This is a genomic window from Oscillatoria salina IIICB1, from assembly GCF_020144665.1.
Classification (GTDB): domain Bacteria; phylum Cyanobacteriota; class Cyanobacteriia; order Cyanobacteriales; family SIO1D9; genus IIICB1.
Map to the genome: position 1 here is coordinate 1 of NZ_JAAHBQ010000101.1, position 15,297 is coordinate 15,297.

Sequence of the window (15,297 nt, forward strand, 5' to 3'; positions counted from 1 at the left end):
CTTCACCAAAGGGAACCTCAGCATCACGAAGCTGTGGCAAAATTAGCTGAATTAATTGCTTTAGCTCAGATACGAAGGTTTCCACGCATCGCGGTCTTGAATTTTGTTAATGATTTATTGGATAATCCAGATATTGAGGTGGTTTAGGTTGATGAATTATTGCATCGAGAAGCGATCGCGCTGTTGATGGCGAGGCAAGATAAGACTTATTTCTTATGTGATGCAGTTAGCTTTGTTTTAATGCAAAAGCGTGGGATAACAGAAGCATTAACCACAGATCGCCATTTTGAACAAGAAGGTTTTCGGCGTTTGTTGTCAAGCTGATTCAACTTCAAGCAAATTTTGGTTTGGTAGTTTTCCAATAAGGGACGCGATTTGCGTCCCTACTAACTTTTATTTCAGCCAAGGACTAACATCAACAGCGAGCTTTTCTCCTAATTTGAGTAATAACGAGAGTTGAGCAAAATCCCAACGACAAGCTAAATTTTCGCCATTACTTGGACTCTTTTCGCTAGGGAAACATTGGGGGACGATCGCATTATGCAGACAGTTGAAGTAAATTTCCTGGGGACGCTCGAGGGATAAATCGAGCTTTAACTGTTCGCCAACAGTAATAATCCGTTCTAGTAATTTAAGATCGTCTTCGAGAGTAGCTGGATTATTGTCATAGAGCAAATGCCACAGCAAACGTAAAATCAACTGTTCGAGAATATTTTTCGCTTCGGGAATTTTCAGTTGACAATCAAGAGTATTAGCTTCAGTAGCGATCGCTTCTAACTCAGGTAAAACCACGCGAATTTGTTCGGGATCGTCCCCTGCAAGTTCCAGAGACATCATTTCGCTCAAACAACGAGTAGATAAAGCAATTTCGGCTGCTACTTGTAACTCTACCGGAACCGGGAGGCGATCGCGCCTAAAAGCAACCAAGACTCCATAATTATCTCGGTAAACCTGAGTATAAAGTTGGTCTAAGCGTGTCTTCGTCTCTTCGGTAAGCTGCTGCATGATACGCTGACGTTCTTCAGCAAACAGATGTTCGAGATCGATACATTGATCGTTAAACCACTGACTCATCGCCGAAATCGTCTTCGCTGCACTAGCCGACTTGAGAACCTCAAAAAGCTTTTCTTTGAGTTCGCCATAAGTCTTGCGTTTCTGGAAATTTTGAATGCAGCAGTGGAAATCCCAACCACCCAAATGCAAAACAGCAAACACCAATTCAGTGCTTTCCCAAGTAATTTCCGAGACAATGCGAACTTGTCCCAAAGCCAAAGTAAGCGTCCCGATCGTTTGTCGCTGATAATCTAGCTGTTGAATGTCGTAGCAGTAAACTCGCGCTTGTTCTGGAAAAGAAGTAAACAAAGAACTAATCGCGTAGTGAGCTGCTACCTGCTGGAAACTCACCTGCGCCGTTTGTACCAATTGGCGATAAACTTCCGCCCCAGTACCGAAACATTCCACATTACTTGGCGCTAAAGCCAGACGTTTGATAAATTGTGGTTCCAGATTAGTACCCGTCAATTCCGTCGCTAACTCGATCGCGCGAGAAGCATAGCGGAGAATTTGGACTCCTTCAGGACGAGAAATTTCTTCAAAAAACCAGCCACAACTAGTAAACATCAGCAACGAATGTCGCTGCATTTCCAGCAAGCGCAAAGCATCAACTTGTTCGGCTAAAGAAAGAGAACGACATTGATGGCGAACGAGAAACTCCTCAACTTTTGAGCGGGCGCGATCGCTGAAACTTTCTCTAGTTCGCAAAATTTCCACATAATCGTCTCTCGTTTGCCAGGGATCGTTAAATAACTTCCGCCCTTGTTGCTCAAAAATCTCTGCTAACTCATCTCTAAGCCAATTTAAAGCCTCTCGCAACGGGCGTCGCCATTTTTGATGCCAAACATCGCCACCGCCGCAACCGCAGTCATCTTGCCAACGACTAACACCGTGAGAACAACTCCAAGCCGTAACCGGTTTCAGTTGGACTTCCCAAGTTGGCGGACAAATACTCAAATAATGAGCATAATTTGTCACCGTCCAACCTCGTCCCGGAAACTCGCCCGTAAAAGCATAAGCCAGACATTTTTCCGTACCTTGTTTGTGATGACCGAAAGTTTCTCCATCCGTCGCCACCGAAATTAATTGCGAAGGACGACGATCCCCGTGAACTGCTTGTCCCAATCTTCCCGCAAAAATTTGCGAACTGTTGAGGAGATCGCTAAAGCCCATATCTCCAGAGATCGGACCATCGTAGAAAAACAAGTCAATATACTTATCCTTGTCTAGGAAACAGCGATAAGGACGAGTGGGATCGATTTGCGATCCCCCAACTTCATGCCATTCGGGATCGCTTTCATCCTCAGTCGGTAGCGGACGACAGCGTTCAGCTTGAGTGGGAGCGAGGATAATAAAACGAATGCCCTCTTGCACGAGGGCTTCTAACGTCAGATAATCTACAGCAGTTTCCGCCAACCACATCCCTTCGGGATCGCGTTTAAAACGAGAACGGAAGTCTGCGATCCCCCAACGAATTTGGGTAATTTTATCCCGTGGATTAGCCAGAGGCAAGATAATGTGGTTGTATGCTTGCGCGATCGCATTTCCGTGACCATTAAGTCGCTGACAACTTCGGCGATCGGCTTCTAAAATACGCTGATATACCTCCATGTCATAGCGTTCTAACCACGACATCAAAGTCGGACCGACATTAAAGCTAAGATACTCGAAATTGTTAACGATCCCCACCACTTTGCCTTGGTCATTTAGCACTCTGGCAAAGACATTAGGGCGATAACACTCATGGTGTATCCGCTCATTCCAGTCGTGAAAAGGAAAAGCAGAAGGCTGCCTTTCAATAGCATCCAAATAAGGATTTTCCCGTGGCGGCTGGTAAAAATGACCGTGAACCGTCACATAAACACCCTTAGCAGTTTTTAAAGGATCGGGTGCGACCTCACTTTGACGCTGACGCGATTTAGCTGAAGCGAGCTTTGCTACAGAAGTCATTAATTCACCAAGTTGTTCAAAAACAGTTAAATTAGTGCGACTGCCCAATTATTTTGGCTCTCCAATGGCGATCGAAGGATAATTTTGCCTTTCGACCTTGGGTAGGGTATAACTGAGCTAATCGAAACAATGGAGCGCATTTACAGCCAATTGTGACCATTATCTACAAACTGTTAGGCAGTCAAGTCTTGTACAAGAATGTATAAATTTCGACTGAGACTATAATACTACAGCAGGATTGAGAGAACTTCAGTCTTTCATTCATGCTAGTTTATATTTTGGATACTTGGCGATACAATCATCAATATTTTGTTACAAATTCCAGCAAGACGCCTGAATAATGGATTGCTTCTTGGCAACGAACCAGAATTCTGCCATAAATCTAGTAGTGTCTAAGCACAATTTACGCGATCGCCGATTTGGTGGTGAGCGAAGCCCAATCGCAATTTTTGAGGAACAAAAAAACTAGATGTTCAACCAAAACACGATTTTTTTCATTTTATTAGTGTTTATCCCCATCTCTATTGCCGCTCATTATCTAGAGTGGGGAGAAGTAGTCGTTTTTCTGACTGCGGGTATGGCGATCGTCCCCTTAGCAGCGTTTATGGGAGTAGCCACAGAGGAAATTGCTGTGGTTGTCGGTCCCAATTTGGGCGGACTGCTGAACGCTACTTTCGGTAACGCAACAGAACTGATTATCGCCTTTGTTGCTCTTAAAGCCGGATTAATTGAAGTCGTCAAGGCAACAATTACAGGCTCGATTATCAGTAACTTGCTCCTGGTTATGGGTTTTGCGATGTTCTTAGGCGGTTTACGCTTCAAAGAACAGGATTTTCAGCCTACAGCCGCCAGAATGAATGCTTCACTGATGAATTTGGCAGTGATTGCCATTTTACTGCCAACGGCGGTGGAATATACTTCCTCTGGTGTTGGTGAAAGTACCCTTCAGCAACTTTCGGTTGCGGTGGCGATCATCTTAATTTTGGTTTATGTCCTGAGTTTGATCTTTTCGATGAAAACTCACTCTTACCTCTACGATGTAGGTTTAGCAGAACAAGATGAAGAAGTAGCCGAGGAAATTGAAGAAAAGGGCGAAGAATCTGAACATAAGCCTAATTTTTGGTTATGGGTAGGTGTTTTGCTCGTCGTAACCCTGGGTGTGGCTGTAGAGTCAGAGTTGTTGGTTGACTCTCTCGAAGAAGCTACCTCTAGTTTAGGCTTAACAGCTTTATTCACTGGAGTAATTTTACTACCAATTATTGGCAATGCGGCTGAACACGCTACCGCAGTGACAGTAGCAATTAAAAATAAGATGGATCTTTCGGTTTCTGTGGCTGTCGGTTCGTCGATGCAAATTGCTTTATTTGTCGCCCCAGTTTTAGTGATCGCAGGTTGGGCGATCGGTCAACCAATGGATTTGAATTTTAACCCCTTTGAATTGGTGGCTGTAGCTGTGGCTGTCTTGATTGCTAATTCGATTAGTTCTGACGGTAATTCTAACTGGCTGGAGGGTAGTTTGCTTTTAGCTACTTATGCTGTCTTGGGACTGGCTTTTTACTTCCATCCGGTTGTTACTGGACTCGGTTAGTTAAAACCCTTGGATTGGGGATTGGGGACCCTTGGATTGGGGATTGGATTCAGTGAACAGTTATCCGTTATCACGTACGGTGCATTTACCAGTTACCAGTTTGTCTCCCTTGTCTCCCTTGTCTCCCCCCTTCCCCCTCGTCTGCTATGTGTGGCAAATAGTTAGTAAAAGTATAGTCAAATATAGACAGACTAAATTTCATTGCAGAAATTTCCTTCGCTTTTACTTTGAGAGATTGATTCTCAAGCGGGTGAACTACGCACCTCTCTATCCCATAGCGATTAAACGCATTTGGGAATGCTTTTCTTAAAATGTTGTAGGAGCCAATTACATCTGCTTGAGTAAGTTGGCCTCGATCGCTTTTATACAAACCTCGCTTAATTCTTTTCCCTGTAAAGATTGGCTTTTCTGTTTCTTCTCCATAGACGGGAAGAGGATCTAAATTGAGAAAATTGGCAACACTGGTGTAAGATTCTTCAAGAAGAATTACCTTTATTCCCTCTTTTTGGCATTTATAAGTAATCATCTCAATTAGTCTTCTATGAGGAATAGTGACAAATTTTTGATTATTGAGGGAACCTAACTCAATTTCTTGTTTCCAACCCGGATTATAGCCAATTACTAATGTCGTAATCTCTTCAGCCATTAAAAGATTCACGAGATAACGACTAGCTTGATGAAGATAATCATCAACCAAATGATTTCGACATCTAGTAAGACGTGGTTGCTTCTGTAACTGGATGGGATTTTATTTTAGAAGCTTTATCTATAGTAGGCATTTAGGTATTTCATATAAGGAAGATTCCTAAAATGTCTCACCTCGAAGTCGTTGTAAGACTATAATTATACGCGTAGCGGTATCTTTCGTCCATTTACTACACAACACAATGTCCATGAACAAAAAGACAGTTTGGATTTCTAACTTAACAAAAGAGGAATGTCTGGAGTTAGTTCAAGCTTTGTGTCAACGCTCTGACTTATTGGTTCAAGCTCAACAAGCATTTCGACAAGCCTATCCAGAAGCATCAGAGCAAATGATTTCAACTGCTATTACTCATGTATATTTAGATGGTAGCCGCGCCGCTTTGGATTGGCTTGCAAGTACGGAACTTTTTCTTCGTAATCCAGATAATGAAATACTAAATCAATGTGTAGATCACCTTTTATACCATCTGTATAACTGGCATCAGTTCCAAACTTTGATTCACGCAAGGGTAACAGATTTATTAGAAATAATACAAGATTTTAAGGAATCTGTTGATAATGAAGACAAAGAAGTAGCTTTAGCTGCTGCTCTTGAACTAGAAAAAAGGCTTCATGCTAGACTTACGCCTCCTGAACTTAAAGTAGATCATTAAGTTTTAATAATTAGTTAACCTTGCCCCATGTTCTCAGAAAGCATCATAATCATAAGTATCAGTAACCACCCCCATCTCATCAGTCAACACCCGGGTACTACCCAAACCATCAACCTGATAGAAATCCTTCTCCCCATTACGAGACTGAGAAATCAAATCATGACCATAGACATAAAACGCCTGTAACTCTTCGCTGGTCAATTCTTCCCATACCTGAGCATAAGGTTGATTCTTATCAATCAGATATAATGAGATTGCCGTTGTTGTCGTAGGAATAGACAATAGACTTAAAATACTACGAACATTTGTTTGTATACTGTTTAACAAGGTCAATAATATCTTGTACAGTCCTTACCTTTTCCCATGAAGATATAGGAATTTTTAGATTGAGTTGGGATTGTATCTCTAATATAAAATCAAGCAAATCATCTCCAGCTTGTAAATCTTCAACCAAACGACTTTGAAGAGATGGAATGTGTTCACTTGGTAAACAAATGTAATAGTGAAGCAGTTTCAAAACAAGTTTTTCAATATTCAGTTTATTAGACATTTAATTATTTAGCTTCTTAAAAATCCCTGAATGAACAAGTTGATAAAAATATAGTGTCATATTGGCTTTAAGAGATTTTCTTGTTCTTTTCCATCTATAGTTTTTTTTTGAGTATTCTTCTTAGGTGACGTTCACTCAGATTAATTTTTCTTTCATTTTTGAGCAAATTACAAAGCTGATGACTGCTATATGTTCTTGGTTCTGTATCTAATTTTTGTTCAATTACTGCTATATCTTCTGCCATCCATTTCTTTTTTCTTCCTGAACGGGGAGCATCCCACAATCCTGTTAATCCCTGCTTTTCCCATCTATGTATTATTGCTCTAACTGTCGTAGTTGAACAATTCAAATACATCGCTATCTTTTCCACTTTCCATCCCCGAGATGACAATCTTAGTGCCGAAGCCCTATCTTTTGTTCTTTGGGGAATTTGGTCAGCTTTACTTAATTCAAATAAAGTGATGTCTTCTGTTTTACTTAAAAATACTCTTAAAGGAGGAGATGACATTGATTTCTCCGTTATATTTCTTTCTCTAATGTTCTCACAATTATCCGCTCCCAAATTTTAAGAAAGATGAATTCTAATCTGCCTTCGACTCAGTAATTTATACTAGAATTCTTTTCTACCTCTAACCCAGACTCAATTACACGAGTGCACGCGATCGCGCACTCGTAATAGGCAAGTACGACTTGAATGTGCGATCGTGCAGCGTGCCGCACTTGTCTATCGCCCCTTCTCCTGCAACAAAACTTTATACAGTAGCGTTTATTTTTGTCCGACTACTTAACTTCAGCTTCGATGCTACTTCTATCTCGGTTTCGGTACTAATTTCATTTCCGGCTACATCTACTGCTCGTAAACGTAATCGATAGCTATCATTGAGTAGTAAACTTGGGTCAATTTCACCGATGAAAAGTTAAGAAGATTGGTCGGAGTTTGTTGAGTGAGATTATTTTGGGGTAAGGGTTTGCGCCCTATCGCTGAAAAACTGAAATCTGTGTAGTCTGATGTGTTGTCAAAATTTTTTCTGGTAAGGTAATGTAGACTTTTTTGTGAAATAATTATAGTTATATATCGAGCGTTGTTTTTTGTCCGTTTGCTGTCGTAACGACAATTAGTTCAATTTTCTTCTGCTCCCGCCTCTTTGAGTAACTGAATAATTTCAGTATTTCCTGCCTTTTTAGCTATGCTAAGAGCGGTATTACCATCATTATCTTTAGCATTGACATCAGCTCCATGTTGGAGTATTTTTTGAACAATTCTTCGACAGTTCACCTTAAAAAGCTCATCAGCAGATGCTGGTATACCTACATTGTGCATTAAAACTGTCTTACCTGTTTCCACATCTCTAGCATTAGAATTAGCACCAGATTCTAGGAGTAAAGAGCAAATTTGAACTGATTGTTCGCGCCATGAACCATGAGTAATCATTAAAGGTGTTTTACCATCGTCTAAATTACTTTTATTCGGATCAGCCCCAACTTCCAAAAGACATTGAACTAGCTCAATAGATTGTTTACGAACTGCAAAAAATAGTGCTGTAGTACCCATATCGTTAAAGCGATTAACATCAGCACCAGAGGCAAGAATCTGTCGCACTTCTTCAAGATTTTCATTAAAGACGGCGGTAGTTAAATCGATCGCTAAGGGGTCTGCGGTTTCCTCTATCGTCCGCATACGAATACCTTCTGGTAATAAATCTAGTGCTGCTTGACGAAGCTCAGGATTAGTTAAAGGATAGAGGTAGTTAAAAATTTCTTCATGACCCCCAGATGCGGCAGAATACAGAGCATAGTCGGAATCAGAACCTGCTATCAAATTTACATTAGCTCCGGCTTCAACCAGTATTTTGACAATGCTCAAGTGTCCTTCTTGTGCTGCTAACATTAAAGCTGGTTTATCTCTTGGATTTCGTCTTGGTCGTTCTGGTAAAGCACCTAATTGTAGAAGTAAATTAACAACTTCTACATGACCTTCAGAAGCTGCTTGAGTTAAAGCTGTTGACCTCAAAAGTGGTACTTCTTCATTTACATCTACTCCAGTATTAATAAAGAGTTGAACTATTTCTAACTCACCTTGTTCTGCTGCTTCAACAAAAGCGAGCATTCTTTCAAAGTAACTAAATTGGTGATTAAAAATCAACTCGCGAACTTTAGCAACATCTTTAGCTCTAACAGCTTTTATAATAGATATCATTTATGTGACTTAAATGCCAAAATCAATAACTTCTAGTATCACTCCTTTTTTAACTGCTTTTTGTTTCATTTGGTTTTCTCTCTTTACTTGTTTTCCGGTCGGCTTTTTGAGACTTACATACAATACTGTAGGTACAAACATATAATCTTTAGCATAATTGGTAATTGTATCAAATTGTTTCCCTGGAGTAAACTCAACACCACCAATAGCTGTTTTTACCTCCAGAACCAGATAACTTTTAGAACTTGTGTCTGTAGGCTCTCCATGCTTAACTATTAATTCTGGTTCAATTAGACCTCCTGTCTTTTTGACAAAGGGAATACCGCAGCCCGTTGTAGCTATTGGAGATGGATTGAAACCATTTCCAACAGGCTCTCCAGTGCGTTTATTTAATGATGGTTGAAACCAAAGAGTATCAAGCCCAAAAAAGCTAGGCATTGCGCTTTTAATAATGTTACAGGTAGTATTTGTGACTCGCTCTTCCCAAGGTGAAGGGGTACCGCTAAGCGATTTGCTATCTAAGGAACCAGCTTTAATACTTAGTAAATCAGCAGGAAGTAAGTTATTCAGAAGGTCAATTGCAATGTCAGTAACAACTCCATGTGCTTCATCAATTACTTCCTTTCTTATGCCACCAATAACCTCTGCTTTAACTGTATCTAAAATCCTACGAATTTCAATACTTGCATTAACTGAAGTAATCGTAAACATCCCAGAAGGATCGCTATAAATATGAGGATTATTATAAACAAACTGATAAGGATTGCTACTCTGAGGCTCATACTCAATCACCTCCACCGGATCTCTACTCACAAACCTACCACTTTCTGGGTCATAATACCTTGCCCTCATATGATACAAATCCGTACTCGACTCCAACCACTGACCCTGGAACCGAAAATCCCCTCCTGTTACCCCTAAATCATTCCCCACAGAACGCCTTAAATTGCCAAAACTATCATAATCAAACTCAGCCACCTCCACACCACTACCATCAGCCAAACCAATCGTACTACCCATCGCATCAGTGAGATAATACACCGGATTTCCACTCTCATCCAACCTTAACAAAGGCATTGTCCCACCATAAACATAAGCACTGATTAAATCCCCATTCTCATCAGTAATCAGGTGCGGAGATTCTAAATCGCTATTACCCATTGGTGCAACCAAATAATTCCTCTGTCCGGTACTATCAGTTGCTTCTACACGACGACCATTGCTATCATACTCATACTCAACAATTACATTCCCCGCAGCATCAGTCACAGAAGTAATCAAATCTGCCGTATTATATGCTAAATTCCAAATCTCTCCATCCCGACTAATACTAGCGATTCTCCCAGCATCATCATAGGTATAAGTTTCTGTCCCGGTATCGGTATCAATTGAACTCAACTGATGAAGATTTTCATAAAAATAAATTCCTTCAGCTTCTCCATTACTAACACTCAGACGATTACCCTCAGCATCATAGCTGTATTCAATCTGTTCAATTTGAACGCCATGATCGTCAAAATAGGTTTCCTTAATCACCCTCAGAGAATCATCATAATCTAACTCTACATAAGAATTATCCTCGCGGATAATCTTCACAGGTTCTCCAATTCCCTCTCTGATGTATTCAGCAGAAGCGACAATTGTCCCATCCGCAGCCGTATGAGTAATTTTCTTCACCCAATCTGTATTCTCAATATAGCTGTAGGTGGTGGTTATTCCGTTAGGTAAATTACGGCTAGTTAAACGATTAACTTCATCGTAAATCATTACTGTTTCGCCACCGTTGGGGTCAGTTACCTTTATGAGATTACCTACTGGATCGTATTCATAACTGGTAGTGTAAACTGCACTGAGGGGATCTGCTTGTACTTTTACTTGTTCGATGCGACCGAAATTATCGTACTCGTAGCGCGGACTACCACCATTCCCGTAATCAATTCCTAAGAATTCCTGAGTGGTTTCATCATAGATATAGTTAGTTACTCCGGTACTATCTTCAACGGATAGCAATTTCCCATCTTGATCGTCCCAAGTAGAGATTACTTGTCCATCAACAGAAGAGGTACGACTAATTTCTACTCCATTCTCGTCGTATTGATAATTAATCGTGACACCGTTGGGAAGAGTAACTTTTTCGAGGTTATTGTCTTGTTTATAGGTATATTCTTTAATTCCTCCGTCACTATAGGTAACGGTTTTGAGATTACCATCGTCGTCATAGGTATATTCAAGAATTTTGCTATCGGTGGGACTTTGTATTGTAGCTAGTCCATTGTCTCCATAGGTATAGGAGTAGCTGGTGTCTCCCTTATCTGTAGCATAAATACTCTAGATTAATTTGAGTATTATTTAGTAATATTTTACCATTGTTAAATAGTAGCAAATCATCTCATATCAAATATAATAAATCTATTTTCTCTACTTTAATATTTTTTGTTTCTAGATTGCATTGCAAAAATTAATTAATCATTTGGGATTAAAAAATCATCACGACACATTGCCGCAATGATTCCCCACAGTTGGGGCATTCTTTAAATTTACTTTGCCGAATTTTAGCTGTACCAAGACCAGGAGTTCTAAAGTAATGCCAGTCATCGACAGCTAATGTGTCCCACCAACAACCGCAGTTAGAGCATCTGGTTTTTTGAGAGCGGGTAATTACAGACGCTTTAAAGTCATTTTCTGTAAAATCATTTTGAGCGACTTTCAAATCTAGTTCTTTTAAATTTAGTTCGTTATTCCAATACAAATAATAAAGAACAATAGGATTAGGATTAAGAGGCAAAGTCACCAGAATTGGTCTCACATCATCTCGGTTAAATAATTCTGGTTTTAAACGGTAGCTTAAATCTTCTATATTGATTTGACCGCTATTCAATAAGAGCAAATCATCTGAGGTCAAATAGAATAAATCAATTTCCTCTACTTTGATTTTTTTCATTTTTAGATTGTATTGCCAAAATAAATTAATAATTTGGTATTAAAAAATCATCACGACGCTTTGTCGTAACGATTTTCCGCAGTTAGGGCAAAACTTAAATTCTAACTTACGAGTTTTTTTTAGCTGTAGTTCAAAGTTTTTATAGTAGTAATCTCTTTCTACGCATAGCGTTGGACCTTTCCACTTACAGTAAATACAATATGTGTTTTGAAATTTGGTAATTATTGAATCTTCAAAGTCGGCATCGGTAAAAGTGTTGCTCCGAACTTTCTCATCTAAATCTATTGGAAATTTATCCGGTTCAAAATAAAGATATTGTACAAAATAAGCGTCATAACCTAAAAACCCCTTGATTAAAATTAATCGAAGATTGAAATGGTTTTTCAACTCTTTTTCCATAAAAGGTTGAAAGGGTCTCAAGTTTTGGTTTAATGGTTGAGAAAATGCAAACAACTCGTTTTCGTAAAAGTAAATTAGCTCAAAAGGAAGTCCTTCGATTTGAATAAGTTTCATAGTTTATATTTATTAATGTGGTATAGGAAGCTGCTAATCCTGGAAGACGTATCGAGAGGTTTTTTGATCTTAAAAAATCATCACTACGCTTTGTCGTAACGATTTTCCGCAGTTAGGGCAAAGCTTAAATTCTAATTTTCGCATTTTTTTTACCTCCAGCTCAAAATTTCCAACATAGCAATCATGTTCTATGCATAGCGTCGGTCCCTTCCACTTGCAATACACACATACTGTTTCTTGAAATTTGGTAATTACTGAATCTTCAAAGTCGGCATCGGTAAAAGTGTTGCTCCGAACTTTCTCATCTAAATTACTGGGAAATTTATCTGGTTCAAAATAAAGATATTTCACATCATAACCATCAAATCTCAACGTATCCTGCACTAAAATTAATCTAAGATTAATTTTTTTTTTAGTTCTTTTTCCATAAAATTTTGAAATGATTTCAAGCCCCGATCTAATGGTTCACAAAGCGCTAAAGGCTCGTTTGCATAAAAATAAATTAAGTGATAAAAAAGTTCTTCGATTTGAATAAGTTTCATAAGTAATTGTTATTATCAAGAGCTTTATTAATCAATATTGGATGCGTGCTTTTTTAATCATATGCAACACAAGCACTTCTGATTCTGTAGATGTTTCCAGTGTTTGTGGGATTAGCAAATTGTAGGGAACTTCCCGTCGAGTCAATATTCTTCCTTTGTCAGGAGTGTAAAATGTGCTAACCACATTAGGATCGGTGGTAAAAGAAATCATTGATTTAGGTGCGCCACCTAAAGCTCGAATTTCTGTTCCCCTCAAGCTGTGATTCTGAACATACTCATCTAAAGAATACTACTTCATTACTCTCGTAAAAATCAGTAACTAGCTCTCAAAATTTCGACATCTTTCAGATCTTTGCATCATTAAATTCTGTAATTCTCCGGGAATACTAAAACCTATTTTTTCACGTTTAATTTTGTATGTTTGAGTTGATTCTCCAATTTGTAAATGAACTTCAATTTCGTTTGATTCTTTAATTCTTTTCATATCAAGTATGATAAATTTTGTTGTATTCATAAATGCTAAACTGTTACTTCCAGCTTGCTCTGCTACGTCCTTACAAAATCTTCCACCAGGGTTGTTTGTTGATTTTCAGACTCTGACGAAAATCTTTAAGTGGATCGTATTTTTTCCAACGAATTTATCCAGTTTTGACGTTGAGCCAGAATGGTTCCCAATCTGTTTCAGTTGAACGTTGACATTCTCCAATTAATATAGTCCTGCCAACTTCGATAATAATTTGGTATTAAAAAATCATCACTACGCATTGTCGCAATGATTCTCCACAGTTGGGGCATTCTTTAAATTTACTTTGCCGAATTTTAGCTGTACCAAGACCAGGAGTTCTAAAGTAATTCCACTCATCAACAACTAATGTGTCCCACCAGCAACCGCAGTTAGAACATCTGGTTTTTTGGTAGCGAGTAATTACAGACGCTTCAAAATCATTTTCTGTAAAATTATTTTGAGTGACTTTTAAATCTAGTTCTTTTAAATTTGGTTTGTTATTCCAATAGAAATAATTAAGGTTCCCAAAATTAGCCTTAAAAGGCAAGATTACCACGATTGGTCTTACATCATCCTGGTTAAATAATTCTGGTTTTAAACGGTAGCTTAAATCTTCTATTTCAATCTGAGCATTATTCAAAAATATTTGATTGCTACTCAGTAGTAGCAAATCATCTGATGTTAAGTATAATAACTCAATTTCTTCTACTTTAATTTGTTTCATTTTTTCTTCGATCGCAAAAATTAATTAATAATACGAACATTTTTAATCATATGCAAAACCAATTGCTCTGATTCTCCAGCACCTGGGAGAGTTTGAGGAATTATCAAATCATAAGGATGCTGAATTTCTCTGGTTACTATAATTCCACGATTTGGACTCATAAACCTATAGACCTCATCTGAATCGGTTGTAAAAGAAATCATTGAACGGAAACCAGCATCTCTTACTTCCTGAGGCCTACCACTATGTGCTTGAACGTAATCATCTAAAGAACCCCAGAACTCTAATTGGGTTTGATGAGCTTTTCGTGATGCTTTTCTTGCATACTCAATTGAGTGTTTTATGGAACGATTTTCTACATATCTAGCATGGTTGTATCCATCTCTAGCAGCATCGCTCATAATATATCCAGTCTCCTTAAAAATATTTATTTCGTCAGTAAAATCTGTTCCTCTGTAAATGCTGATAGGTGGATGGGGGTTTCTGGGTGTAATTATGACATTACCGCCATTAGAACCCAAACCACGACTTGTCAGTTTGTAATTAACATTAAACCAACCTAGAATCGGTAGAAAGGGCAAAATATCCCACAAAGTGGCACGCCCTTCCATGATATTTTTACCGCTTTCAAATACACCAAGTCCAAAACCCCATAAATCATAAACAGAAGCCACTTTGGCACTCAAGCTTGCTTGACCTAATTCTTGCAATCCAGGTGCTTGAGCGCCTACTATCATGCTTGCAATCGATCCTCCCAGACGACCAAGGTTAAAGAACCCTCCTTGGTGATTTTTTGTTGCAGTTTCACCGTAAATCTGACGACGCATCATTGTAGTCGTACCAAAAGTAAACGCATCGGCAAAACCAGCAAAATATCGGTCGTAAATTTCAGCAGCATCAGTAGGATTACCTGTTGCCAAAACGGTTCCCAGTGCATAGCCTGTGGTAAAACTCATGCTTGCTAGGATTGAATGAACCCCTATAGCAGTTAACACCTGTTGAATCGTTACATACCCGCTAGGGTCAGTATTAACAATAGGATTAGCATGAGCGTACTGGTAATTGTGCAAACTCATCGGGTCATTCAAAGACCCATCATAAGCATCAGCCGAAATAAACCGACCCAGAGTCGGGTCATAATACCTCGCCCGCAAATAATCTAACCCAGTCTCCCCATCTCGCTGCTCCCCGGCAAACAAATAATCGCTCTTGGAACTACCACTAGAAGCCACTAAATTACCGTAAGCATCATAAGTATAAGTATCTGTCACTGCTCCCACTGCATCAGTCAGCAACCTGGTACTACCTAACCCATCAACGTGATAGAAGGAACCTTCCCCATCTTGCACCTGAGATATTAAATCGTACCCATAAGT

The 15,297-nt window shown here is 39.1% G+C and carries 17 protein-coding genes; 3 read left to right on the forward strand and 14 right to left on the reverse strand.

Annotated features, from left to right (window positions below):
• The first annotated feature begins 186 nt into the window (after window positions 1-186).
• Window positions 187-324: a hypothetical protein gene (locus tag G3T18_RS22095; protein ID WP_224412760.1), complete on the forward strand. Its 138-nt coding sequence runs from the start codon at window positions 187-189 to the stop codon at window positions 322-324.
• 69 nt (window positions 325-393) lie between these two features.
• Here the strand turns inward: G3T18_RS22095 and G3T18_RS22100 are convergent, their stop codons facing one another.
• Complete coding sequence (locus G3T18_RS22100; protein ID WP_224412761.1) at window positions 394-3,003, reverse strand: DUF3536 domain-containing protein; 2,610 nt, start codon at window positions 3,001-3,003, stop codon at window positions 394-396.
• 469 nt (window positions 3,004-3,472) lie between these two features.
• On the opposite strand from G3T18_RS22100, the gene cax reads away from it, so the two are divergent.
• Window positions 3,473-4,591, forward strand: a complete 1,119-nt coding sequence (cax, locus tag G3T18_RS22105) for a calcium/proton exchanger (protein WP_224412762.1) — start codon at window positions 3,473-3,475, stop codon at window positions 4,589-4,591.
• Between the two features lie 85 nt (window positions 4,592-4,676).
• Here cax and G3T18_RS22110 read toward each other — a convergent pair whose 3' ends face one another.
• Window positions 4,677-5,288, reverse strand: coding sequence for an IS200/IS605 family accessory protein TnpB-related protein (locus G3T18_RS22110; protein WP_224412763.1), 612 nt, complete (start codon window positions 5,286-5,288; stop codon window positions 4,677-4,679).
• A 190-nt stretch (window positions 5,289-5,478) separates the two neighbouring features.
• On the opposite strand from G3T18_RS22110, the gene G3T18_RS22115 reads away from it, so the two are divergent.
• Window positions 5,479-5,949, forward strand: coding sequence for a hypothetical protein (locus G3T18_RS22115; protein WP_224412764.1), 471 nt, complete (start codon window positions 5,479-5,481; stop codon window positions 5,947-5,949).
• A 33-nt stretch (window positions 5,950-5,982) separates the two neighbouring features.
• Here the strand turns inward: G3T18_RS22115 and G3T18_RS22120 are convergent, their stop codons facing one another.
• The 12 genes from G3T18_RS22120 to G3T18_RS22175 form a co-directional block, all read right to left on the reverse strand.
• Window positions 5,983-6,231, reverse strand: coding sequence for a hypothetical protein (locus tag G3T18_RS22120; protein WP_224412765.1), 249 nt, complete (start codon window positions 6,229-6,231; stop codon window positions 5,983-5,985).
• A 13-nt stretch (window positions 6,232-6,244) separates the two neighbouring features.
• Window positions 6,245-6,499: an acyl carrier protein gene (locus G3T18_RS22125; RefSeq protein WP_224412766.1), complete on the reverse strand. Its 255-nt coding sequence runs from the start codon at window positions 6,497-6,499 to the stop codon at window positions 6,245-6,247.
• A gap of 94 nt (window positions 6,500-6,593) precedes the next feature.
• Window positions 6,594-7,007 carry a helix-turn-helix domain-containing protein gene (locus tag G3T18_RS22130; RefSeq protein WP_224412767.1) on the reverse strand — a complete coding sequence of 138 codons (414 nt, stop codon included), beginning with the start codon at window positions 7,005-7,007 and terminating at the stop codon, window positions 6,594-6,596.
• A gap of 612 nt (window positions 7,008-7,619) precedes the next feature.
• Window positions 7,620-8,696, reverse strand: coding sequence for an ankyrin repeat domain-containing protein (locus G3T18_RS22135; protein ID WP_224412768.1), 1,077 nt, complete (start codon window positions 8,694-8,696; stop codon window positions 7,620-7,622).
• A gap of 9 nt (window positions 8,697-8,705) precedes the next feature.
• Entirely contained in the window at window positions 8,706-10,706 is a 2,001-nt protein-coding gene (locus tag G3T18_RS22140) for an RHS repeat domain-containing protein (RefSeq protein WP_224412769.1), read from the reverse strand.
• 466 nt (window positions 10,707-11,172) lie between these two features.
• Window positions 11,173-11,637 carry a hypothetical protein gene (locus G3T18_RS22145; protein ID WP_224412770.1) on the reverse strand — a complete coding sequence of 155 codons (465 nt, stop codon included), beginning with the start codon at window positions 11,635-11,637 and terminating at the stop codon, window positions 11,173-11,175.
• A gap of 39 nt (window positions 11,638-11,676) precedes the next feature.
• Window positions 11,677-12,150, reverse strand: a complete 474-nt coding sequence (locus G3T18_RS22150; protein ID WP_224412771.1) for a hypothetical protein — start codon at window positions 12,148-12,150, stop codon at window positions 11,677-11,679.
• A 389-nt stretch (window positions 12,151-12,539) separates the two neighbouring features.
• Window positions 12,540-12,692 (reverse strand): hypothetical protein, encoded by a 153-nt coding sequence (locus G3T18_RS22155; protein WP_224412772.1) that lies wholly within the window; start codon window positions 12,690-12,692, stop codon window positions 12,540-12,542.
• 31 nt (window positions 12,693-12,723) lie between these two features.
• A complete protein-coding gene (locus G3T18_RS22160; RefSeq protein ID WP_224412773.1) occupies window positions 12,724-12,948 on the reverse strand; it encodes a hypothetical protein in 225 nt (74 codons plus the stop codon).
• Window positions 12,949-13,011: 63 nt separating this feature from the next.
• Window positions 13,012-13,206 carry a hypothetical protein gene (locus G3T18_RS22165; RefSeq protein WP_224412774.1) on the reverse strand — a complete coding sequence of 65 codons (195 nt, stop codon included), beginning with the start codon at window positions 13,204-13,206 and terminating at the stop codon, window positions 13,012-13,014.
• Window positions 13,207-13,435: 229 nt separating this feature from the next.
• On the reverse strand, window positions 13,436-13,921 hold the full coding sequence (locus G3T18_RS22170) for a hypothetical protein (protein ID WP_224412775.1): 486 nt from the start codon (window positions 13,919-13,921) through the stop codon (window positions 13,436-13,438).
• A 20-nt stretch (window positions 13,922-13,941) separates the two neighbouring features.
• A partial coding sequence (locus G3T18_RS22175) for an RHS repeat-associated core domain-containing protein (RefSeq protein WP_224412776.1) occupies window positions 13,942-15,297 on the reverse strand: 1,356 nt, incomplete at its 5' end.

Coding starts and splice junctions, on each gene's coding strand:
- G3T18_RS22095 (WP_224412760.1), top strand. CDS start 187: ATGGCGAGGCAAGATAAGACTTATTTCTTATGTGATGCAGTTAGCTTT.
- G3T18_RS22100 (WP_224412761.1), bottom strand. CDS start 3,003: ATGACTTCTGTAGCAAAGCTCGCTTCAGCTAAATCGCGTCAGCGTCAA.
- cax (WP_224412762.1), top strand. CDS start 3,473: ATGTTCAACCAAAACACGATTTTTTTCATTTTATTAGTGTTTATCCCC.
- G3T18_RS22115 (WP_224412764.1), top strand. CDS start 5,479: ATGTCCATGAACAAAAAGACAGTTTGGATTTCTAACTTAACAAAAGAG.
- G3T18_RS22125 (WP_224412766.1), bottom strand. CDS start 6,499: ATGTCTAATAAACTGAATATTGAAAAACTTGTTTTGAAACTGCTTCAC.
- G3T18_RS22130 (WP_224412767.1), bottom strand. CDS start 7,007: ATGTCATCTCCTCCTTTAAGAGTATTTTTAAGTAAAACAGAAGACATC.
- G3T18_RS22135 (WP_224412768.1), bottom strand. CDS start 8,696: ATGATATCTATTATAAAAGCTGTTAGAGCTAAAGATGTTGCTAAAGTT.
- G3T18_RS22145 (WP_224412770.1), bottom strand. CDS start 11,637: ATGAAAAAAATCAAAGTAGAGGAAATTGATTTATTCTATTTGACCTCA.
- G3T18_RS22150 (WP_224412771.1), bottom strand. CDS start 12,150: ATGAAACTTATTCAAATCGAAGGACTTCCTTTTGAGCTAATTTACTTT.
- G3T18_RS22155 (WP_224412772.1), bottom strand. CDS start 12,692: ATGAAACTTATTCAAATCGAAGAACTTTTTTATCACTTAATTTATTTT.
- G3T18_RS22165 (WP_224412774.1), bottom strand. CDS start 13,206: ATGAATACAACAAAATTTATCATACTTGATATGAAAAGAATTAAAGAA.
- G3T18_RS22170 (WP_224412775.1), bottom strand. CDS start 13,921: ATGAAACAAATTAAAGTAGAAGAAATTGAGTTATTATACTTAACATCA.